This is a genomic window from Candidatus Magnetaquiglobus sp., assembly GCF_058402785.1.
Genome location: NZ_JBZVFG010000018.1, coordinates 12,308 through 34,412 on the forward strand (window position 1 = coordinate 12,308; position 22,105 = coordinate 34,412).

Sequence of the window (22,105 nt, forward strand, 5' to 3'; positions counted from 1 at the left end):
CAGCCATGCCCGATCATCAACCGGAACGACACCCTCCCCGAAGGCTTGCCTCTCCTCTTGAGTCTGCCGTCTCCCCGAGCGCCGATCCACCGCTCGCATCGGACCTGGAGCAAGCCCGGAACGCGCCGCCCGGACCGAACGGACAGCCAGCCCGGAGTACGCCGGTCGGATCCTCCATCTCTGACGACTCCCTGCCCCACCTTGGTTCGTTGCGGCACTGCCTGATCCGTGACCGCCACCCGTTGCGCAAGCTGCATGGAGAGCTTTCCCGCCAGGCGCGGGAGGGGGCATGCCCGGATCCCAGGCGGCTGGAAGAGCTGCGCGAACGGCTCAAACGTTCGCGGGAGGTGTTTGCGCGCCGACGGGCCTCGATTCCGGCATTGAACTTTCCCGAGGAGTTGCCGATCACCGTCCGGCGCGACGACATCCTGGCCGCGCTCGGCAAACATCCGGTGACCATCGTCCGTGGCGCCACCGGGTCGGGCAAGACCACCCAACTGCCGAAGATCTGTCTGGCGATGGGACTGGGAAGCGCCGGCATGATCGGAGTCACCCAACCGCGTCGCATCGCGGCCCGCTCGATCGCGGAGTTTCTGCGTCAGGATCTCAACGATCCGGATCGGCTGATCGGCCACAAGGTGCGTTTCAACGATCACACCAATCCGGATACCCTGGTCAAGATCATGACCGACGGGATTCTGCTCGCCGAGATCCAGGGGGATCGTCTGCTCAGCCGCTACGAGGCGATCATCGTGGACGAGGCCCACGAACGGAGTCTCAACATCGACTTCTTGTTGGGCCTGTTGAAACAGATCCTGCCCAAACGTCCGGAATTCAAGCTGATCATCAGCTCCGCCACCCTGGACGCGGAGAAATTTTCGCGCCATTTCGGGGATGCGCCAATCATCGACGTATCGGGGCGCACCTATCCGGTCGAAACCCGCTATCGGCCTCGCGTGGTGGAAGCCGACGAAGAAAACGATCTGGAAGATGCCGAGGAGCAGAGCCTGGAACAGGCGATCCTGGCGGCGGTGGCCGAGCTGTCACGACCCGGTATGCACGGGGATATTCTGGTGTTTCTGCCCGGCGAGCAGCAGATTCGCGAGATCGGCGAGGTGCTGGACAAAACGCTTCCCCTGGGCACCGAAATCCTGCCTCTGTTCGCGCGCCTGCCGGGCGCGGATCAGCAGCGCATCTTCCAGGCCGGCTCGCAACGCCGGATCATCCTGGCCACCAACGTGGCCGAAACCTCGATCACCGTACCCGGCGTGCGCTATGTGATCGACTCCGGTCTGGTGCGCATCAGCCGCATCAGCGAACGAAGCCGCATCCAGCGTCTTCCGGTGGAAAAAACCTCCCGCGCTTCGGCGGATCAACGTCAGGGACGCTGCGGACGGGTCGCGGACGGCATCTGCATCAGGCTCTATTCCGAGGAGGATTATCTCGCCCGTCCCCATTTCACCGATCCGGAGATCCTGCGCACCCCGCTCGATGCGGTGATCCTGCAAATGAAGGCGATGCGCATCGGCGAGATCGATGCCTTTCCCTTCGTCGATCCACCTCCGAACCGGTCGATCAGTCAGGGGATGCGCTTTTTGGAAGAGATCGGAGCCCTGGACGACGACGGTCATCTCACCGCCATCGGCAAGCAGTTGGCCCAACTGCCGGTGCCGCCCGGTTTGGGGCGGATCCTTCTGGAAGGGGGCAAGCGCGGACGGTTGAAGGAGATCCTGGTACTGGTGTCCGCGCTTTGCATTCCGGATCCCCGCGAGGAGCCTCTGGAACGCCGCGACGCGGCACGTCAGGCCCATGCCCGTCACAAGGATCCCAACTCCGATTTTTCCGCGCTGCTGAACCTCTGGCGTTTCATCGGGCAGGGTCGTCTCGACCACCATAGCAATAATGGTTTTCGAAGATTCTTGAAGGAAAACTATTTATCTCGTGTCCGTGTGCGGGAGTGGCTGGAGATCCACACCCAGCTTGAAGAGATGTGTCTGGAACTGGGACTCAAACCCAACGAGACCGAGGCTACCTACGCGGAGATCCATCAGGCGCTGCTGCCGGGACTGCTCGGCAACATCGGTTTCAAGCTGGACCATCGGGAGTTCGCCGGCGCCCGCGACAGCCGTTTCTGGATTCATCCCGGCTCGACGTTGCATCGCAAGGCGCCCACCTGGGTGGTGGCCGCCGAACTGGTCGAGACCACCCGTCTTTACGCCCGCATCTGTGCGCGGGTGGAACCGGAGTGGATCGAGGCCGCGGCGGGTCCGTTGTGTCGGCGCGCCTATCTGAACGCCCACTGGGAGAAACAGCTCGGTCAGGTGATGGCCCAGGAGCGGGTGACTCTGTTCGGCCTGGTGCTGTTGGCCAATCGCAAGGTCCATTTCGGGCCGCTCAACCCGGTCGAGGCGCGGCAGATCTTCATCCAGTCGGCCCTGGTCGAGGGAGAGTTCAATTCGAGCGCCCCTTTTTTCGTCCACAATCAGGCGCTGATCGCCGAAGTGCGGGAACTGGAGCACAAAACCCGGCGTCGGGATCTGTTGACCCCGGATCCGGAACGGTATGCCTTCTACGACGAACGGATTCCAGCCTCGTTGCACGCCTCGCGCCGCTTTCACGAATGGTATGCCGAAGCACGCAAGAAAAGCCCCCGGATTCTCCATTTCGAGCGCGAACATGTGCTGCGTCGCGACGACGGATCGATCCAGGGGGAACGTTTTCCGGGTCATTTGATCATCGACGGGCGCGAGTATCCGTTGGAGTACACCTTTGATCCCGGCGGTCACAACGACGGGGTGAACGTGCGCATTCCGCTTTCTCTGTTGAATCTCCTCTCCCCCCTGCCTTTCGAGTGGCTGGTGCCGGGGGTGCTGCCGGACAAGATTCTGGCTTTGCTTAAATCCTTGCCCAAGGGGTTGCGCAAGCCCTTGGTCCCGTTGCCGCAGACGGTTGAGTGGTGCATGGGGCGTTTGAGTTACGGTAATTCTTCATTAAAGGTTACGTTAATTCAATTATTGAAATCCAGAACCCCCCTCGACATCCCCCTGGACAGCTTCCGGGAGGACTCCCTGCCCGATCACCTGCGCATGAACTTCCTGATCGTCGATGAATCGGGCACCCGCATCCTCGGACGCGGACGGGATCTGGAGGCGTTGAGAAGCGAGCTGTGCGCGGATGCCCGCGAACGACTCGTCAAGCAACCCAAGGCGGAGTGGGAGCGCACCGGCATCATCCGTTGGGATTTCGGTCCGATTCCCGAGCAGGTGATTCTCGATGCCGGTGGCATCCGGCTGCACGGCACGCCGGTGTTGCAAGACGATGGGGATTCGGTCTCGTTGCGTTTGATGAACGACCCGATGCGGGCCATCCAGACCACGCGCGGCGGACTGGCGCGGCTGTTCATGCTCCATCTGGCTTCGGCGCTCCAGGGGATCCGGCGTCACCATCCGCTCTCCAGGGAGGCGTCGATGGCCTTTCTCACCCTGACCATGGGCAAGCCCGGTCCGCATGTCACGGTGATCGATCAAGCCATCCACCGGGCGATCCGTGACCTTTTCCTCCCCTCGGAAGGGTCGATCATCCGCGATCCGGACGAGTTCCAGATGCGTTTGCAATCCGGACGCGCCCGGTTGGTCCCCGAGGTCCAGGCCGGCATGAATCAGGCGCAACGGATCCTCGAGGGGTACGTCACGCTGCGTCAGGCGATCAAGCAGGCCCCCCCGCAGGTGCTCAAGGAGGCGGTACCGGATATCCAGGAGCAGTTGACCCATCTTCTGCCACCCGATTTCCTGATCACCGTGCCCTCCCCCTGGCTCGAACGTCTGCCGACGTATTTAAAGGCGATCCAGATCCGCCTGGAGCGCTGCGCGCGGGATCCATTGAAAGATTCACGCGCCATCGTCGAGATTCTCCCCTTCTGGCGGGAGTACCGCAAGCGGGCGGAGCGGCACGCGCGGGAAGGGCTGACCGATCCGGAGTTGGTCGTGTTGCGCTGGATGATCGAGGAGTGGCGGGTGTCGTTGTTCGCCCAGGAACTCGGCACCGCGATGCCAGTCTCGGCCAAACGCCTGACCGCGCAACTGCAAAAAAGCCTGGCATAGGAACTTGCCCTATAAGATCAGTTCGTTGACAAACAAAGAAAGTAATGTGCATAAAAAATAAAGCGTTATTTTTTATGCACATTACTTGATTTTCGTATGCATCGCAATCATTCGCAAATTAAAGAATGATTCTTCTCAAAAAAACCATAAATTTTTTTCTTGACTTGATGCAATTTATTCACAAAATAGTTCATTATTAAAAATTTGTATTGTTTCTTGGCGTTACCTCTCTGACAGGATAGGACTCACCCCATGGCCATGATCGAAGGATTCCGAATTCGCAATTTCCGCGCCCTCAAGGATATCACCATGGGGCGGATCGGAACCGACACCAATTTTAGTGATGTCGAACCCTTGACCCCCTTGGTGTCCGTAATCGGTCGCAATGGAGCTGGCAAGAGTACAATTTTTGATGCCTTTGGCTTTCTGGCCGATTGCATGGTGATGGATGTAGAGAGCGCCTGCAACGAAGGTTGGCGTGGTGGGTTGGAAAAACTGCTCTCCGCCGATGTTCAGAACGACCCACACGCAACCCTCGATTTTGTCATCTATTATCGGGAAGCGCAAAATGAACGCCCGATCACCTACGAGGTCTCCATTGGTCGAGACCTCAAGAGCGGACGAGCCTGTGTCACTTCTGAAAAACTTCGGCAACGACGACAAGGGGAGACCTATGGCCGCCCTTATCCCTTTCTGGAACTTAACTTCGGGGTGGGCCTGGCATGGGCCGGGCAGCGAAGCGTTCAAGGCGATACCGAAACCAGGGATAAAATGGAGGTGACTCTCGACCCTGGACGATTGGCCATCACCACTCTGGCCGAGCATATCAAGGATCACCCCCGCATTACCAGATTCCGTAATTTCATCAAGGGATGGTATCTAAGCTATTTCACCCCTGATGCTGCCCGCCAAACCCCGAAATTCAGACCAGAAAGGCATTTGAACCTGCGTGGGGAAAACATTGCCAATGTAGTCCACTACATGGCCACCCAGGATCAGGAGCGGTTCAGAAACATCCTGGAGCGCATCGGACAAAAAATCCCCGGCATCGGGCGAATCACACCTTATGTGGACCCGGTAACCCGAAACGTCTACCTGCAATTCCACGACAAAGGGTTCACCACACCCTTCTTCGCGCCACAAATGTCTGACGGGACATTGAAACTATTCGCCTATATGCTGCTGCTTGAAGACCCGGAACCACCGCCATTCATCTGTATCGAAGAACCGGAAAACGGTTTGCATCACAAGTTGCTCGCTGACTTGGCGCGGGAGTTTCGCTCTCACGCCACGGGTAGAAAATACAAACCGCAACTCTTCATCACGACCCATCAACCTTTTTTTGTGGATGCCCTGACGCCCGCCGAGACATGGATTCTGGAAAAACAGGCGAATGGATTTGCTACCATATCACGCGCCAGTGACAACGCCACCATCATGGCCATGGTCAATGAGGGCATCCCGTTGGGCAACTTGTGGTACAGCGACTACATGGATGATGGGACGGTGTGAGATGAAATTCGAAATTCTCGTCGAAGGGGTTTCGGACAAAACCACCCTGTGGAACATTCTCCCGGCGATCCTTGGTCCCCGTGACCAACCTCACCTGTGGTTCATCCGAAAACATCAAGGAATCGGAAAATTACCCGAAAATCCCGATGCCAAGCCAAAGATCACGGACAACACCTTGCTGGGTCAGCTTCCCACAAAATTGAGAGCTTATTCAAAGACATTGGATCGTGATTCGATCGTAGTCGTATTGGTGGATTTGGATGATAAGGATGAAGTTGTTTTCCGCACACAATTGGAAACGCTTGTAACCAGGACCATCCAACAACCAAACCATGTCAATGTATTGATTTGTTTGGCAATTGAAGAACTCGAGGCCTGGTATCTGGGGGACCGGAAGGCTCTGTTCAACGCCTATCCGGAAGCGCAACTTAGAAGATCCCTGGTGGATGGCTATATTCAGGACGATCCAGCCTGTGGCACCTGGGAGTTGCTGGCGCGTATCGCCTTGAACCAGGATCCTGATACATTATGCAGTCGGGGGCGATGTGAAACGGGTGAGTTCAAGGTTCAACTGGCCAGCAAGATATCGCCTTTCATGGACGTGGAGACCAACCTTTCTGAAAGTTTCCAAACTTTCAGAAACTTGTTACGCTCAGTGGCAGGTTTGCCGACGCCCCTGATCTCTCAAAAGCATTCTGGAGATTGTTAAGATTGTCTTGCTGGAGGGGTCCCAACGCAAAGGATTGGATTTCCGGCTTATCGACAGTCCAATCCCAAACCAACGCCCTCACCCCGCCCCGCTGCTGAAGAAATCCCGGGCTGAGGCTACATCCCGGGCGATCTGCTCGCGCAGGGCGGAGACGTGGGGAAAGCGCATCTCGGCGCGCAGGCGTTTCACGAACTGCACCCGCAGCACCTGACGGTAGAGATTGAGCGGGATGTCGGTCAGAACATGGGTCTCCAGATGGATTTCGGCATCCCCGAAGGTGGGATTGCGACCGATGTTCACCACCGACGGCATCCAACACCCCCCCGCGCAGGCCCTGGCCACATAAACCCCCACCGGCGGATGCAACATGCCGCTTAACGCCAGATTGGCGGTGGGAAACCCCAGATCCCGTCCGCGTTGGAATCCCGACACCACCCGCCCCTCCACCTCGAACGGTCGATCGAGCAAACGCGCCGCCATACCGAAATCCCCGGACTCCACCTCGCGACGCACCCAGGTCGAGGAGATCGGCTGATCCCCCACGAAGACCAGCGGATGAGCCTGAACCCTGAATCCCAGTTGATCCCCCATGCGCCGCAGATCCGTAAACGATCCGGCACCCCGCGACCCGAAGCGGAAATTCTCACCCACCACCACCTCGCGCACCCCCAACCCTTCGACCAGGATCCCGCGCACGAACGTTTCCGGTTCGGTTCCGGCCAGACGGCGATTGAAGTGCAACACGAACATCGCGTCCAGCCCGGCCTCTTCCATCCAGCGCGCCTTGCCGCGCATTCCGGTGATCCGGGGAGGGGCGCGCCGGGGATCGAGCAGACTCAAGGGGTGGGGCTCGAAGGTCACGGCCATGATCGGCACCCCGTCATGACCGGCGGCCAACTCCCGCAGTCGCGCGAACAGCGCCTGATGTCCCAGATGAACGCCGTCGAAATTACCGATCGCCACAACCGCGTCGCGAAAACGTTCTGGCAGGTTATGCAGTCCACGAATGATGTTCATCCGTCCATCGCCGATGCTGGCCACCCTCTGTACCACCCTTTCCACGTTCAAGCTCTGATGATCCGATTGTCCATTCGAATTGATCCGAGTTGCAAAACCCGTTCCTCAAACAGGCGAACTCCGCACCATCCGTCGCGCACGCGCGTTTGACCGCCCTTTCGCGCATAACGAAAATATGCCATGATCGGATCCGGCGGTCTCGATGAGGGAGCGCTTTACTTGCAATCTTGCGCGCGAGGCGTCTGTATCGACCAGCAGCGCGCATCGATCATCCTTGCACACCAGAATCGCCCGTCAAACCCGGAGCCTTTGCCAGATGTTGAACGCCATGCGCCGCGGCGCCAAATCCTTCATCATTCGCCTGCTTTTGATCCTGCTCGCCATGAGCTTCATGGTCTGGGGCGTGGACAGCTACGTCAACAGCCGAGGACAGAAACCGGTGGTGGAGGCCGATGGATGGAAGATCGGAATCCAGGAGTTCAGCGCCGCCTACGAACAGGAGTTCCAAACCCTGCGCGAACGGTTCGGAGGCTCCATCGACAAGAAAACCGCCGAAATGTTGGGACTCAAGAACCGGACCCTCAACTCCCTCATCAACCGCCACCTGATCCTCAACGCCGGTCATGATCTGCGTCTGACCGTCTCCACCAATACCTTGCGCCAACGCATCGACTCCACGCCCGCCTTCCAGGTGGATGGCCGTTTCGACAAGAGCCGCTATGAATTGGTTCTGCGCAACAACCGGCTCTCACCGAAGGAGTTCGAATCCCAACTCCAGGCCGATATCGTCTCGGATCAGATCCGTCGCGCGGTCAGCCAACCCACCGTGCTGCCCAAGGCGCTGGTGAACGACATTTACCGTCTCAACAACGAAAAACGGGTCGCCAACATTGTAACACTCGATCCCAAGGAGCTGGAAGATTCCATCAAACCCGCGGATGCCGAACTCGAGGAGTTCCTGAAAAAAAATCAGGCGCAGTTCATGACCAGGGCCAAGGTCAAGCTCCGTTACGCCCTGCTCAACAACGACAGCGTGCGTGACGCGGTGAAGGTCACCGATGAGGAGATGCGGGAGTTCTACGAGGAGCACATCCGGGAGTATCGCAAGGGCGAAACCCGTCAGGCACGTCACATCCTGGCCCGCATCGACGAAAAGACCGATGCCGCGGCAGCCCACGAAAAAATCCGCAAGGCCTCCGACCGTCTCAAAGCCGGCGAACCGTTCGAAACCGTGGCCAAGGAGATGTCCGACGACGCCTCCGCCGGTCAGGGGGGCGACCTGGGCGAGTTCGGACCGGGAATGATGGTTCCCGAGTTCGACAAGGTGGTTTTTTCCGCCGAGGTCGGCAAGCTCTCGGAGCCGGTGACCACGAAATTCGGGGTGCATCTGATTCGCGTGGAGAAGATCAACGCGCCAGAGACCAAGCCGTTGGAAAAGGTGACCCTGGAGGTTCGCGGGCGCATCGTGGAGAACAAGGCCAAGGATCTGGTCTACGACCGTTCCGCCACCTTCGAGGATCAACTGTCCGCCTCCGGCAATCTGCAAACGATCGCCAAGGATCTCAATCTGCGCTACAAGGAGACCGACTTTTTCGCCCGCGACGAACCGGGTCGCGGCGGCGTGGAGAACGATCCCAAGTTCCTGGAAGTGGCCTTCTCGACTGCCAAGGGGTCCGTTTCACCGTTGCTGGAGTTGACCAACCATCAGTTTCTGGCCCTCGAGGTGCTCGATCGTCAAGAGCCGGCGCCCAAGAGTCTGGAGCAGGCCAAGGAGGAGGTGACCCGCGCTTTCCGGGCGGAGAAGGGACGCGAGGAGGCCGCCAAACTCATGCAGAACGCCCTCAAGGCTCTGGGCGAGGGCAAACCGATCCAGGAGATCGCTGCCGCGAACGACAAATTGCGGGTTTCCACCCCTGCCCCGTTCCTGCGTGAAGGCAAGGAGAAGGAACCGGGCGCCAAGATTCGCGAGGCGGTTTTCAAACTCCATCCAGACAAGCCCCATTTCGGGGAGATCATCGACGACGAGGGTCGTTTGAGTCTGGCGCGGCTGGAGAAGATCATCGACGCCCCCGCCGAAACCGACAAGGAGGCGGAACATGAACTGCTCGCCAAACTTGAGGAGTCGCTGGGACAAGAGCAGCTCATCGCCTATCTGAACGGCTTGTGGATCAAGGCCAACATCCGCATCAATCAAGACGTTCTGGATCGGTTGTGAGCCGTTCGTCCGGGGCACGGGGTGACGATTTCAGACGTTGATTGGACCATGCCATCCGTACACGTCACGGTTGAACCCACGCCACCCCCATCCAGGAGCACATCCGTGCGGAGCGAATATCAAGTCGCCGTGATCGGCGCCGGGCCAGGTGGCTACAGCGCCGCGTTTCTGGCTGCGGGACAGGGGTTTTCCACCGTGCTGATCGATCCCGAGGCCGCACCCGGCGGGGTCTGTCTGCATCGCGGCTGCATTCCGAGCAAGGCGCTCCTGCATGCGGCACGGGTGATCACCGAAAGCCGCGAGGCGGACCGGATGGGGATCCACTTCCCAGCCCCCACGATCGACCTGGAGCGGCTGCGTGCCTGGAAAAACGCGGTCGTCACCCGCCTTACCACGGGGCTGGCCCAGCAGTGCCAACTGCGCGGCGTGACCCTGGTTCGAGGTCGGGCCAGCCTGATCGATCCCAACCACCTGCGCATCGATCCTCCCGATTCCGAGCCCATCCAAATCCGCGCCGGACACATCATCCTGGCGACCGGATCTCGACCCGCGACGCTGCCAGGTGTCGATGCCAGTCTTGCCGGTGTCATGGACTCCACGACAGCCTTGTCTCTCGAAAAAATCCCCGCCTCCCTGCTGGTGGTGGGTGCCGGCAACATCGGTCTGGAGTTGGGCACGGTCCATGCCGCCTTGGGTACGCAGGTGCATGTCGTTGAGGCGGGAACGGGGATCCTGCCCGGTGCGGATCGCGATCTGGTGCGTCCCCTGGCCGCGCGTCTGGGTAAAACCTTGGCATCGCTCACCGTAAACGCGCGTCTCGAGCGGGTCGAATCCATCCCCGAAGGGGTGCGGGTGACCCTGGCCGATGGCTCGGGCAACCCGATCGTGCATGACGTTGAACAAATGCTGATCGCCACCGGACGAACTCCGGCCAGCGACATCCCCGGCCTGGAGAGGACCGGAGTGACACTGGACGGACGCGGCGCGATTCAGGTGGATGGGGCCATGCGCACCGCCGAACCGACCATTCTGGCCATCGGGGATGTGACCGGCGGACCGATGCTGGCTCATCGCGCCTCGGCCCAGGCCCGGATCGCCATCGCCACCCTTTGTGGTGCCCCCCCGCCGGAACGCCTGCCGATTCTGCCGGGCGTCACCTATACCGATCCGGAGGTGGCCTGGGCGGGTCTGACCGAAACCTCAGCCCGCGAACAGGGGATCCCGGTGCGGGCGGTTCGTTTTCCCTGGGCAGCCTCGGGTCGCGCCCACACCCTGGAGCGCACCGAAGGGGTGACCAAATGGATCCTGGAGCCGGATTCAGGACGAATTCTCGGTGTGGGCATCACCGGACCGGGGGCCGGGGAGTTGATCGCCGAAGGAATTCTGGCCATGGAGCACGGCTTGACGATCGACCGGATCGCCCATTGCGTCCATCCCCATCCCACCCTGTCGGAGACGATGATGGAGGCCGCGGAGATCTTCTCCGGATCCTCCATCCATTTTCACGCCCCCCGTCGCGACCCGCGCGGCGTCCCGCCCCAGCGCTGAGCCAGGCGTCCATTCCGGGAGCGCCCTGGAACGCGTTCAATCCACATCAATCCGCGAACATCTCCTCCAGGGTCTGCGCATCCAGAATCCGCAGACTCCAGCTTCCACCAGAGAGGCATCGGCACGGACGATTTTTGCCTCGATCCACGCCAAGACACAATCCAATCGACGCCGCAAAAGACGCATGAGCATGACGACCTCGCCTTCCAGGCGTCCTTGCCTGAACACTCGCCACTTCCAACAACTCTTTCAGGGTTGCCCCGACCAGATTGTGCCAGCAGGTATGCCCCACCCGCTCCATCCTTAGTTCCTTGCCAAAGGTCTCCGTTCCGTTATCTTCCGTCAAGAAATCCCATGGATGCACGCGAAATGAGAAACATGACCGAACCGCGAGCCTTGTGACGCAAGAGCAATCCGCGCAGATCGGCATCGCGATCAGATGACGGCATCATGCCTTTTTCATGCAGGTTGCAATTTAATTTGCAATGATCGCTACAATATTGTAGAAATCACGACAGATCTAATTCTTGATCACAGGTCCGCTCATGCCTTTAAATTCGGTTCCCTATCTTGCCCTGCTGTTCAGTCTGCCGGCGCGCAATGCCACGGAGCGGATGCGCGCGTGGCGGGCGTTGAAGAGCATGGGTGGGGCGGTGCTGCGCGATGGGGTCTATCTTCTCCCCGCCGGCAACGGGCGAGAACGGCCCCTCATCGAGGTCGCCCGCGGCATCCAGGAGGCGGGCGGTCAGGCCGAGGTGGTCGGCATCGTGACCCGCTCCGAAGCGCAGAACCTCACCTTTCGCGCCCTCTTTGACCGGCAGGCCGATTATCTGACCTTAACCGACGAAATCGCCCGCATCGATCCCGATACCCTGGAGATCACCCCCCTGAAGCGGTCGGTGCGGCTGCTCAGACGCCGTTTCAACGATCTTGCCAGGATCGATTTTTTTCCCGGCGACCAACAAACCGGACTGTTGAACGCCCTGACCACCCTCGAGGCGCTCATCGCGCGCCGGATCGACCCCTCGGAACCCACGGCCTGTCATGCCCCGATCCCGCGACTCGATCCCGCCGATTTTCAGGGCAGGGTCTGGGTCACCCGCGCCAATCCGTGGGTGGATCGGCTCGCCTCGGCCTGGTTGATCCGGCGTTTCATCGATCATCGAGCGCGCGTTGTCTGGCTGGACCCTGGATCGGTCCCTCCGGAAGAGTCGCTGGGATTCGATTTCGACGGCGCGACGTTCACGCATGTCGGCAATCGGGTCACCTTCGAGGTGCTGCTGGCCGCTTTCGGTCTGGAGGGGGATCCCGCGCTGATGGCCATCGGTCGGATGATCCACGCCCTGGATCTGGGTGGAAGCAGTCCCGAGGCGGTGGGGTTCGAGGCGCTTCTCAAGGGGATGCGGCATCGCGCGGGGGATGACGATGCCATGTTCGCGGCCTGCATCATCGTTCTGGATGATTATTATCTCTCTTTTTCCCATGACAAGGAACTCTTCGATGGTTGACGACCGACCGGCGTCCCAACGCCCGCCACACCCCTCCTTTTGGGAGGCGTTTTTCTATTGGTTGAAACTGGGATTCATCAGTTTCGGCGGACCTGCCGGACAGATTTCGGTCATGCACCAGGAGTTGGTGGAAAAGCGGCGCTGGATCTCCGAACACCGTTTTCTGCATGCCCTGAACTACTGCATGCTGCTGCCCGGTCCCGAGGCCCAGCAATTGACCATCTACATCGGCTGGCTGCTGCATCGCACCTGGGGCGGTATCGTGGCGGGAACGCTGTTCGTTCTCCCCTCGCTGTTGATCCTCATCGCCCTGACCTGGATCTACATCGCCTTTGGCGAGGTACGTTGGGTGCAGGGGATCTTTGTCGGCATCAAGCCCGCCGTGGTGGCGGTGGTGCTGTTCGCCGCCTGGCGCATCGGTTCGCGCGCCTTGAAAAACCGTCTGCTCATGGGGTTGGCTTTCGCCTCGTTCGTGGCGATCTTCCTGTTTCACCTGTCCTTCCCGCTCATCGTGCTGGGTGCCGCCATGCTCGGCGCCATCGGTGGACGGATCAGGCCGGATCTGTTCAAAGGCGGCGCCGGTCATGGCGGTGGCGATAAAAACTACGGCCCGGCCCTGATCGACGACGACACCCCGCCGCCGGAGCATGTCCGTTTCAAACCGGCGCGACTGGCCTTCATGATCGCGGTCTTTCTCGCGGTCTGGGGGGCGATCATGCTGCTTTTGACCAACCCGACCCTGCACGACATGGGGATGTTCTTTTCCAAGGCGGCGCTGGTCACCTTTGGCGGGGCCTATGCGGTGCTGCCGTATGTCTATCAGGGCGGAGTGGAGACCTACGGCTGGCTGACCGGCGCGCAGATGGTCGATGGACTGGCCCTCGGCGAAACCACGCCGGGACCGTTGATCATGGTGGTGGCCTTCGTGGGATTCGTGGGAGGCTGGACCAAGGCGCTGTTCGGCCCGGACGCGCTGTTCTGGGCGGGTGCCGCCGGCGCGACCGTGGCCACGATCTTCACCTTTCTCCCCTCCTACCTCTTCATTCTGGCCGGCGGACCGCTGATCGAGGCCACCCACGGGGACATGAAATTCACCGCGCCCCTGACCGCCATCACCGCCGCCGTGGTGGGCGTGGTGGTCAATCTGGCGGTCTTCTTCGCTTGGCATGTGCTCTGGCCCCACGCCACGGAGGCCTCACCCTTTTCGGGAGGTTTCGCCGGATTGCAGGCGGGAATCATCCTGGCCGCCTTTGTCGCGCTGTTTCGTTACAAACAGGATATCATGCGGGTGATCGGCGTCTGCATGGTGTTGGGTCTGATGCAGACCTTTTTGATTCCTTAGAATTCAAACTCTTTGTCTCCAGGTGAACCATGGCCAGTATCGAAATTCACACCCAACGCAGCCTTGCCCGAACCGGCAGGGAGTACCGCGAGGTCCACGAATGGATCGACGAACCGGGCAAGAAACCAGAACGCCACGACTTGAGCCGGTTGTTGGAGTTTGCCGACATGTGGCGCGAGCGTCTCGGCGAGGAGGCAGCACACGAGTATCTTCACCATCTTCAGGATGACATCGAGTATCGTTTCAACATGGTGACCGCCGAGATGCGGCGGATGACCCAAGAGCACTTGAGCTGGTTTGGCTGTATCGCGGAGAGGCGGTCATGAAATGGATCACCCGCTCCCATGTGCATGTGGACCGGGTCGCCTGTCCATGGCTGATCTCCCGATTCATCGACTCCGAGGCCCAGTTCCTGTTTGTGCCGAAAAGCCAGGTTCTGGAGGTGGCCCGGCGCGAAGGGGCCATCTCCTATGACACGTCTGGCGCGGATTATGATCACGACGGCGAATTGTGCACCTTCGATGTGTTGATCCGGGCCTATGGATTGACCGACAAGCCGCTGTTGCGCCTGGCCAGGGTGGTCAACGGCGCGGACACGCACCGTTACGACAAGGATCCTCTGGCCCAGGGGCTGGAGGCGATTGCCACGGGTTTTGGTTTGCGTTATCCGGATGATCGGCTCAATATCGCCCGGCAGTTCGAACTGTACGACGCCTTGTATGCCTGGTGCGCGCTGGATGTGGCCAGGGGCAACGGCTGAGCTGACCTGGATCAAGGATCCCTCATGGAACCCATCCCTTCGCACACCCACCGGCTGTGGTCCTTTCTGGCGCTCAAGCGCGAGACGGTGGGCCTGCTTTTGCTTGTGGTGCTGGTCGGGCTCGGAGAACGGCTGGCCGAGCGGTTCTTGCCGATCTATCTGATGGCATTGGGAGGCGGGGTGTGGGTGATCGGCACCCTGGGGGCGATGCAGAACCTGTTGAGCGCCCTTTATTCCCTGCCGGGGGGCTATCTGGCCGAACATCTGGGAATCCGCAAAAGCCTGGTGATCATCAATGTGACCGCGATGTGCGGCTATCTGATCGTGATCCTGGTGCCGAGGTGGGAGGCGGTTCTGGTGGGGGCGGTGCTGTTTCTGGCCTGGAGTTCACTCTCCTTGCCGGCCAGCATGGGGTTGATCGCCCAGGTGCTCCCTTCCAACAAACGGACCATGGGGGTGACCATGCATTCGCTGGTCAAGCGACTCCCCATGGCGTTGGGACCGGTGATCGGCGGGGTGTGCGTGGATCGGTTCGGCGAGGTGGAGGGGATCCGGATCGCCTTTGGCATCGCGCTGGTTCTGGCCGGGATCGGGCTGTTCGCCCAGCAACGACTCATCCCGGAGGACAAACCGGGCACCCCGCCCCCCTTCTCGCCGGCGAAGGTTCTGGCCCTGCTCACCCCGAACATGCGGCAGTTGCTGGTCTCGGACATCCTGGTGCGCTTTTGCGAGCAGATCCCGTATGCGTTCGTGGTGGTCTGGTGCATGAAGGTGATCGCCGAACCGGTTTCCGCCACGCAATTCGGCTATCTGACCTCGATCGAGATGGTCACCGCAGTGCTGGTCTATCTGCCGGTGGCGTGGCTGGCGGACCGGAGCGGCAAGAAACCGTTCGTGGTGATCACATTTCTGTTTTTCAGTGCCTTTCCCCTGGTGTTGTTGCACGCGGATTCGTTTGAATGGCTGGTGGTCGCCTTCGTGATCCGGGGGTTGAAGGAGTTCGGAGAGCCGGCGCGCAAGGCGTTGATCCTGGATCTGGCCCCGCCAGCCCGTCGCGCCGCCGCCTTCGGGGCCTATTATCTGGCCCGCGACCTGGTGGTCTCTTTGGGCGCCTTGAGCGGGGCGTTGCTGTGGCAATTCGGACCCGAGGTCAATCTGTGGTGCGCCACGCTGTTCGGCCTGCTCGGCACGATCTGGTTTGCCCTGTGGTGCCAGGAAAAGCCGACGGATGACGGGTGAACGCGGGACCCGTGCTGGGATGGATCCATGCCGCGAAGGCAAACTTTCCAAGCGCTCCACCCTTGGACCCCACCAGGGGCCAACAGGCCATGAGGGCGTTCAAGAACGCCCCACCGCGCCCGCTGCCCGCTTCTCCTCCACGCGAATCCGCCACTGGGAACTGCTGAGACAACGCTTTTCCCGGTTGCACTCTTGGCAGGCGGGCACCAGATTGTCCCGCGCGCTGCGCCCGCCACGAATCACCGGCACCACATGATCCATGGTCAACGCCGACGGATGGACCCGAGTCCCACAGTAGTGACACACCCCGCGTCCGATCTGACTCTTCCACCAGGCGGAACGTTTCAGCTCCTTGGCCTTGAGACGCTCGCGCTCCATCCCCTCCGGATCCGCCGGCACGAAGAGATCATCCAGGTTCATGGCTCCAAATATTTCCCATAGATCGGCACCACCCGTTCGAACCGCGTCTGCAACGCCGGGAAGATCGGCTCTTCCAGGGCGTGACAGAGCCGCTCCAGACGGGTACGGATCTTTTCGTCCGGGCCGATGCGGTTTTCGGCGCGGTCGTGCAACAAACGCAAACGGTTTTCGGTGAAGCGATAGAGCCCGTAAGCCTCCTCGAGAACCCGCGCCTCATCCGGCTCGAGGATCCCGGCCCGGCGCAGCCCCCGCAGGGCGTTGGGGAGATTCGAGGAGAGGATCGTCGGATGGCCGGCGGCATGGGCCAGGGTCAGATACTGGACCAGAAACTCCACATCCACGATCCCGCCGCGGCTCTGCTTGATGTCGATCCACCCTTCCGGCGGGGTTTTCTCCTGGGCGATGCGTCGGCGCATGTCGGCCACCTCCTGACGCACCTTTTCCGCATCGTGGCCACGGGTGAAGATCGAGGCAATGGCCTGGCGCAGTTCATCGAGAAAGGCCGGATCTCCGGCGATCGGACGGGCGCGGGTGAGAGCCTGATGTTCCCAGATCCACGCCTCGTGGGTCTGGTAGTGCAGAAAGGCCTCCAGCGAGGTGACCACCGGACCCGATTTTCCCGAGGGACGCAGCCGCATATCCAGTTCGTAGAGCTTGCCGGCGCGGGTCATGCTGGTGATGGCGGTGATGACCCGTTGGCCCAAACGGGTGAAAAACAGCGCGTTGGGGATCGAACGGTTCGGATCTTCGGTGAACTGCCCCTCGCCGCGACTGCCGTGAATGAAAATCAGGTCCAGATCCGACGAAAACCCCAACTCCTTGCCACCCAGCTTGCCCATGGCCAGGATGGCGAACGGGGCGATCTGTTTGCCGCCCTCCGCGTCGAGGAACACCGGCAGGCCATGCCGCTCCACCAACTCGCGCATGGCATCGGCCAGCACCCGTTGCAGGATCACATCCGCCAGTTGCGACAGACCGGCCATCACCTCTTCGGGTTCGGCCAGGCCGGAGAGATCGCGAATGCCGAGTCGCAACGTTTCGGCGTTCTTGAACTCACGCAGGGTCAACAACACCGCCTCGGGATCTCCGGCCTTGGCCAGCGCCCGATCCAGATCCTGGGCCATTTCGCTCTTGCCGCGAAAATGGCCCAGAAAATCGGTGGTGACCAGATTGTCCAAAAGCTCGGGATGGTGAATCAGGAACCGGGAGAGCAAGGCCGAGGTGCCGAACAGGCGCACAAGCAGTTTCAAGACCGGCGGGGTCTCGCGCAGCATGGCCAGATAGTTGACCCGGTGGCCCAGGCCACGCATGAACCCCTCGGCGTGTTGCAGGGCCATGTCCTGGTCCGGCGCGGCGAGGATTTCGTTCAGGAACGGGACCGCCAGGCGACCGTACCACTGGCGCGTCTCCTCGCGCAGACGGGAGAGATTGGGGCCGTCGCGCAGCACGGCGATCAGGTCGAGGGCCTGACGGGGGTTCTCGAAACCGGCATCGGCGACCGCGCGCAAGGCGCTATTCTCGTCCGGATGGTACGCCAGCAGCGCCCCGGCCATGGGGGTGGCACGCACCACATCGACCTTTTCGCCTTCCAGGAAAAGCTGGCCGTAGATGCCATGCACGGTCTCGACCACCGCGGCGAAGCGACAGCGAAAGGTGTCGGCATCGGCAAAGCCCATCCGTTTGGCCACCGCCAGATGGCCCGCCTCGTCCTCGGGCAGGGAGTGGATCTGCCGCTCCCGTTCGATCTGCAAGCGGTGCTCGACGGTACGCAGGAACCGGTAATGGTGCACCAGGGTATCGGCCACCGGTTGGGTCAACAAGTTCGCCTCGACCAGCCGGGCCAGAACCTTTTCGGTGGGCCGAACCCTCAAGCTCACGTTCTTGCCGCCGTGGATCAGTTGCTGGCACTGCACGAAGAACTCGATCTCGCGGATGCCGCCATAGCCGAGCTTGACGTTGCGATGGTAATCCTGACGGGCGCTGATCTTTGAGTCGATCTGCCTTTTCATGTCGCGGATGGCTTCCAGGGCCGCGAAATCCAGATACCTCCGGTAGACGAACGGCACCAGATTGGCCAGGAACTGTTCGCCCAACTCCAGATCACCGGCCACCGGACGGGCCTTGATCATCGCCGCCCGTTCCCAGGTACGCCCCCAGGATTCGTAATAGATCTCCGCCGAACGCCGAGACAAGGTAAGATCCCCGCTCTCCCCCTCGGGACGCAAGCGCAAATCGATGCGAAACACCATGCCATCGGCGGTGGCCTCGCCCAGCAGGCGAATCAGTTCGCGTCCCAGCCGGTTGAAGAACTCCTTGATCGACACCGGTCTGTTCCCGGTGCAACCGCCGCGATCCTCGTCATACAGATAGATCAGATCGATGTCCGAGGAGAAATTCAACTCGCGCGCCCCGAGTTTGCCCATGCCCAGGATCACGAATCGGGAGGGATGACGTCCCTCCTCGTCGTTATCGGCCATCGGCGGACCGTGGATGGTGGAGAGATGGCGCCGCAACCAGCGATAACCGGCCTCCAGGGCGGCATCCGCGAGCGCGGAGAGACCACCGGTGGTCTCGGTGAGGGGGGCCTCGTTGGTCAGATCGCGCAGACCGATGCCCAGAAAGGTGCGATGCTTGTGATACCGTAACAACCGCGCCACCTCGTTGCGCGACTCGGTGGCCAGCACCGCCTCCACCAGACCGCGATTCCAGGCCACCGGATCCTCGTGGTGATACGCATCCTCGAGAAACTCCGGCCACTTGGCGAGCACATGGGCCAGATAGGGGGAGTTTCCCCAGGCGGTCATCAGGCGTCGCCGCCAGACCGGATCGGTCAGACGATCCCGCAGCACCTCGAGAAGATCCGGTCGCTCGGAGGCCAGGGAGGCGGTCAGATCGCGCAAACGGGTCAAGGCCGGCTCGGGTTCGGCGGTCTGCTCGGCGAGCGTGCGCAGATCTGCTTCGATCTCGGACGAAAGATTCAGATGGGGCGAAATGGACAATCCAGACAAACTCCCAAAAAGACCACGCGAATGAACCGTTGCATGGTACCTCCTTTTGCGGCTCCGGTGCAATTCCCGCCCGATCTCTTCGCCGCTCGGCATGATCGAGCGTATACCCTCCCCCCTGGTTTATCGGCACTTTTGCCTGTATGATGCAACGGGTGATTAACGAGACCGGCAACCGGAACACGGGCCGGCTTCCCCATCTTTGGTTTCAAGTCTGTGTAAACGCTCGCGAGCAGGTGCCATTGTGGACGATTTCCGAAAAATGGTCGAATTGGCCGAACAGGGGGATGCCGAGGCGCAATTTTTCTTGGGCTTCACCTCCCACGATGGCGGGGATCTGCCCAAGGATGACCAGAAGGCGGCCCACTGGTGGAGCAAGGCGGCCAGGCAGGGCCATGCGGATGCCTTGTTCAATCTCGGCATTCTGTACGAAAACGGTCAAGGGGTTCCCAGGGATGCCGAACAGGCGGCCCACTGCTACCGTCAGGCCGCCACCCAGGGTCACGACGGCGCGCAGTTGAATCTGGGGCTGATGTACGAAGAAGGGGTCGGGGTGCCCAAGGACGATGCCCAGGCCGCCTTCTGGTATCGCCAGGCCGCCACTCAGGGCAATCCTGGCGCGCAATTCAATCTGGGGATTCTGTACGAAAAAGGACGCGGCCTCCCCAAGGACGACGAGCAGGCCGCCTTCTGGTGGCGTCAGGCCGCAGAACGGGGCGAGGGGCGCGCCTGCGTCAATCTGGGCATCCTGTACGAAGATGGACGGGGCGTGGCTCACGACGACTCCCAGGCGGTTTATTGGTGGAGCCAGGGAGCCCATCTGGGGGATGCCAAGGCGCAATTCAACCTGGGGGTGATGTTCGAGGCCGGACGCGGCGGATTGAGACAGGATGATGAACAGGCCGCCGGTTGGTGGCAAAAGGCCGCCGAACAGGGCTACGCCCGCGCCCGGTTCAATCTGGGCATCCTGTTCGAACGGGGACGCGGCGTGCCCAAGGATGATGAACAGGCCGCCCACTGGTATCGACTGGCCGCGGGCCAGGGGTTTCCGGACGCCCAGTTCAATCTGGGGGTTCTTTACGCCCAGGGACGGGGAGGTCTGACGCAAAGCGACGACCAGGCGGTGGCCTGGTATCGGCTGGCCGCCGAACAGCAGAACGCCGAGGCCCAATACAGCCTGGGCGGCATGTACATCACCGGTCGCGGGGTCGAAATCGACGAGGAGCAGGCGGTTTTCTGGTGGACGCGCGCCGCTGGTCAGGGGTTTGCCAAGGCCCAGTATAATTTGGGCGTGATGCACGAATCCGGACGCGGGGGATTGACCGCCAACGACGACCACGCGGTCTTCTGGTGGAGCAGCGCGGCGGATCAGGGGGATGCCCTGGCCCAGTACAACCTGGCGGTGATGTACGAACACGGTCGCGGCGGTCTGCCCCGTGACGACGAACAGGCCGCCAACTGGTATCGGCTGGCCGCCGAACAGGACCATCTGGCCGCGCAGTTCAATCTCGGCCTGTTGTTCGAGCAAGGTCGCGTCGGTCCGCGGGACGATCTCCAGGCCTTCTACTGGTTTGCGCGCGCCGCCGACAAGGGAGATGCCAAGGCGCAATACAACCTGGGGGTGATGCACGAACAGGGACGGAGCGGCCCGAAGGACGATCGTCAGGCCGCGGCCTGGTTTCGCAAGGCGGCGGATCAGGGCCACCCCAAGGCGCTCTTCAACCTCGGCATCCTGCACGCCACCGGACGCGGCGACCTCATCACGGATCCCATCAAGGCCATCACCTGCTGGACCAGGGCCGCGGCCCAGGAGCACGCCAAAGCGCAGTTCAACCTCGGGGTGATGTTCGAAAACGGCCAGGGGGTGCCTCGGGATTTCCTTCAGGCCCGGCACTGGTATCAAAAGGCCGCCAATCTGGGCAATGCCCGCGCCCAGCTCAACCTCGGCTTCATGTACGCCAGCGGACGCGGGGTGCCCAAGGATGACCGTCAGGCCATCTCCTGGTTTTTCAAGGCCGCTCGACAAGGCGATCCGATCGCCCAGTTCAACATGGGCATCGCCTGCGACAACTGGTCGGAGCTGGGACCGGATGCCAAACAGGCCGCCTTCTGGTTCCAGCGCGCCGCCCGGCAGGGTCACGCCGGCGCGCAGTTCAACCTGGCGATCAAATATTCGACCGGCGAAGGGGTACCCAAGGATCTGATCCAGACCGTTTACTGGTTCCACCGTTCGGCGGATCAGGGCCATGCCGGCGCCCAGTTCAACCTCGGGGTGATGTACGCCATCGGTCGCGGCGTGCCCCACGACGACACCCTGGCGGTGGAGTGGTATCGCAAGGCGGCCAACCAGGGCAACGCCAACGCCCAATCCAACCTGGGCTTCATGTACGAACACGGCCTGGGTGTGCAGAAGGATGACAAACAGGCGCTGGTCTGGTATTTGAAGGCCGCCGAACAGGGACATGCCGGCGCGCGGTTGAATCTGGGGGCCATGTACGCCAAGGCCCACGGCGTGCCCCAGGACTTCACGATCGCCCATGCCTGGCTGGAACTGGCCGCCCGCTACGGCAACGAGGAAGCGGCCAGCCTGCGCAACACCATCGCCCGCGAAATGAGCCTGGAGCAGGTCACCGCCGCCCGGATGCTGGCCGAGGAGTGGGACGAGAAGTTCCCGGCCCGGGTGGGGGGGTAGCGCGGACGGGTATCGTTCCGCAATGAACGGCAACACAT

General features: G+C 61.2%; 14 protein-coding genes. 11 read left to right on the forward strand and 3 right to left on the reverse strand.

From position 1 onward, the window contains the following. Nucleotides 1-5 precede the first annotated feature (5 nt). The 3 genes from hrpA (at nucleotide 6) to ACV4UY_RS08030 (ending at nucleotide 6,321) form a co-directional block, all read left to right on the forward strand. Nucleotides 6-4,100: an ATP-dependent RNA helicase HrpA gene (gene hrpA, locus ACV4UY_RS08020; protein ID WP_491607079.1), complete on the forward strand. Its 4,095-nt coding sequence runs from the start codon at nucleotides 6-8 to the stop codon at nucleotides 4,098-4,100. A 252-nt stretch (nucleotides 4,101-4,352) separates the two neighbouring features. After that, the gene (locus ACV4UY_RS08025) at nucleotides 4,353-5,612 is read left to right on the forward strand and encodes an AAA family ATPase (protein ID WP_491607080.1); all 1,260 of its coding nucleotides are present in this window, start codon (nucleotides 4,353-4,355) and stop codon (nucleotides 5,610-5,612) included. Nucleotide 5,613: 1 nt separating this feature from the next. Then, nucleotides 5,614-6,321: a DUF4276 family protein gene (locus tag ACV4UY_RS08030; RefSeq protein ID WP_491607081.1), complete on the forward strand. Its 708-nt coding sequence runs from the start codon at nucleotides 5,614-5,616 to the stop codon at nucleotides 6,319-6,321. Nucleotides 6,322-6,399: 78 nt separating this feature from the next. On the opposite strand, the gene ribF is transcribed toward ACV4UY_RS08030, so the two are convergent. Then, complete coding sequence (gene ribF / locus ACV4UY_RS08035) at nucleotides 6,400-7,383, reverse strand: riboflavin biosynthesis protein RibF (protein WP_491607118.1); 984 nt, start codon at nucleotides 7,381-7,383, stop codon at nucleotides 6,400-6,402. Nucleotides 7,384-7,654: 271 nt separating this feature from the next. On the opposite strand from ribF, the gene ACV4UY_RS08040 reads away from it, so the two are divergent. The 7 genes from ACV4UY_RS08040 to ACV4UY_RS08070 all read left to right on the forward strand — a co-directional run bounded on the left by ACV4UY_RS08040 (nucleotide 7,655) and on the right by ACV4UY_RS08070 (nucleotide 15,950). Beyond that, complete coding sequence (locus tag ACV4UY_RS08040) at nucleotides 7,655-9,553, forward strand: SurA N-terminal domain-containing protein (RefSeq protein ID WP_491607082.1); 1,899 nt, start codon at nucleotides 7,655-7,657, stop codon at nucleotides 9,551-9,553. Between the two features lie 105 nt (nucleotides 9,554-9,658). Further along, on the forward strand, nucleotides 9,659-11,101 hold the full coding sequence (lpdA, locus tag ACV4UY_RS08045) for a dihydrolipoyl dehydrogenase (RefSeq protein ID WP_491607083.1): 1,443 nt from the start codon (nucleotides 9,659-9,661) through the stop codon (nucleotides 11,099-11,101). A 545-nt stretch (nucleotides 11,102-11,646) separates the two neighbouring features. Then, nucleotides 11,647-12,609: a chromate resistance protein ChrB domain-containing protein gene (locus tag ACV4UY_RS08050; protein WP_491607084.1), complete on the forward strand. Its 963-nt coding sequence runs from the start codon at nucleotides 11,647-11,649 to the stop codon at nucleotides 12,607-12,609. Then, a complete protein-coding gene (gene chrA / locus ACV4UY_RS08055) occupies nucleotides 12,602-13,951 on the forward strand; it encodes a chromate efflux transporter (RefSeq protein ID WP_491607085.1) in 1,350 nt (449 codons plus the stop codon). The genes ACV4UY_RS08050 and chrA overlap by 8 nt, the downstream gene beginning before the upstream one ends. A 29-nt stretch (nucleotides 13,952-13,980) precedes the next feature. Then, the gene (locus tag ACV4UY_RS08060) at nucleotides 13,981-14,277 is read left to right on the forward strand and encodes a hypothetical protein (RefSeq protein ID WP_491607086.1); all 297 of its coding nucleotides are present in this window, start codon (nucleotides 13,981-13,983) and stop codon (nucleotides 14,275-14,277) included. Beyond that, the gene (locus tag ACV4UY_RS08065; RefSeq protein ID WP_491607087.1) at nucleotides 14,274-14,711 is read left to right on the forward strand and encodes a chromate resistance protein ChrB domain-containing protein; all 438 of its coding nucleotides are present in this window, start codon (nucleotides 14,274-14,276) and stop codon (nucleotides 14,709-14,711) included. The genes ACV4UY_RS08060 and ACV4UY_RS08065 overlap by 4 nt, the downstream gene beginning before the upstream one ends. A 24-nt stretch (nucleotides 14,712-14,735) precedes the next feature. Further along, nucleotides 14,736-15,950 (forward strand): MFS transporter, encoded by a 1,215-nt coding sequence (locus tag ACV4UY_RS08070; protein WP_491607088.1) that lies wholly within the window; start codon nucleotides 14,736-14,738, stop codon nucleotides 15,948-15,950. Between the two features lie 99 nt (nucleotides 15,951-16,049). On the opposite strand, the gene ACV4UY_RS08075 is transcribed toward ACV4UY_RS08070, so the two are convergent. Both ACV4UY_RS08075 and glnE read right to left on the reverse strand, forming a co-directional pair. Next, entirely contained in the window at nucleotides 16,050-16,370 is a 321-nt protein-coding gene (locus ACV4UY_RS08075; RefSeq protein WP_491607089.1) for an HNH endonuclease, read from the reverse strand. Then, nucleotides 16,367-19,369, reverse strand: a complete 3,003-nt coding sequence (gene glnE / locus ACV4UY_RS08080; RefSeq protein ID WP_491607090.1) for a bifunctional [glutamate--ammonia ligase]-adenylyl-L-tyrosine phosphorylase/[glutamate--ammonia-ligase] adenylyltransferase — start codon at nucleotides 19,367-19,369, stop codon at nucleotides 16,367-16,369. The genes ACV4UY_RS08075 and glnE overlap by 4 nt, the downstream gene beginning before the upstream one ends. Nucleotides 19,370-19,637: 268 nt before the next feature. Between glnE and ACV4UY_RS08085 the strand changes: the two genes are divergently transcribed. Next, the gene (locus tag ACV4UY_RS08085) at nucleotides 19,638-22,067 is read left to right on the forward strand and encodes an SEL1-like repeat protein (RefSeq protein ID WP_491607091.1); all 2,430 of its coding nucleotides are present in this window, start codon (nucleotides 19,638-19,640) and stop codon (nucleotides 22,065-22,067) included. Nucleotides 22,068-22,105: the final 38 nt, after the last annotated feature.

Bases quoted from the DNA above. Each gene is read 5' to 3' on its own strand.
- hrpA (WP_491607079.1), top strand. From the start codon at position 6: ATGCCCGATCATCAACCGGAACGACACCCTCCCCGAAGGCTTGCCTCT.
- ACV4UY_RS08025 (WP_491607080.1), top strand. From the start codon at position 4,353: ATGGCCATGATCGAAGGATTCCGAATTCGCAATTTCCGCGCCCTCAAG.
- ACV4UY_RS08030 (WP_491607081.1), top strand. From the start codon at position 5,614: ATGAAATTCGAAATTCTCGTCGAAGGGGTTTCGGACAAAACCACCCTG.
- ACV4UY_RS08040 (WP_491607082.1), top strand. From the start codon at position 7,655: ATGTTGAACGCCATGCGCCGCGGCGCCAAATCCTTCATCATTCGCCTG.
- ACV4UY_RS08050 (WP_491607084.1), top strand. From the start codon at position 11,647: ATGCCTTTAAATTCGGTTCCCTATCTTGCCCTGCTGTTCAGTCTGCCG.
- chrA (WP_491607085.1), top strand. From the start codon at position 12,602: ATGGTTGACGACCGACCGGCGTCCCAACGCCCGCCACACCCCTCCTTT.
- ACV4UY_RS08060 (WP_491607086.1), top strand. From the start codon at position 13,981: ATGGCCAGTATCGAAATTCACACCCAACGCAGCCTTGCCCGAACCGGC.
- ACV4UY_RS08065 (WP_491607087.1), top strand. From the start codon at position 14,274: ATGAAATGGATCACCCGCTCCCATGTGCATGTGGACCGGGTCGCCTGT.
- ACV4UY_RS08070 (WP_491607088.1), top strand. From the start codon at position 14,736: ATGGAACCCATCCCTTCGCACACCCACCGGCTGTGGTCCTTTCTGGCG.
- ACV4UY_RS08075 (WP_491607089.1), bottom strand. From the start codon at position 16,370: ATGAACCTGGATGATCTCTTCGTGCCGGCGGATCCGGAGGGGATGGAG.
- ACV4UY_RS08085 (WP_491607091.1), top strand. From the start codon at position 19,638: ATGGTCGAATTGGCCGAACAGGGGGATGCCGAGGCGCAATTTTTCTTG.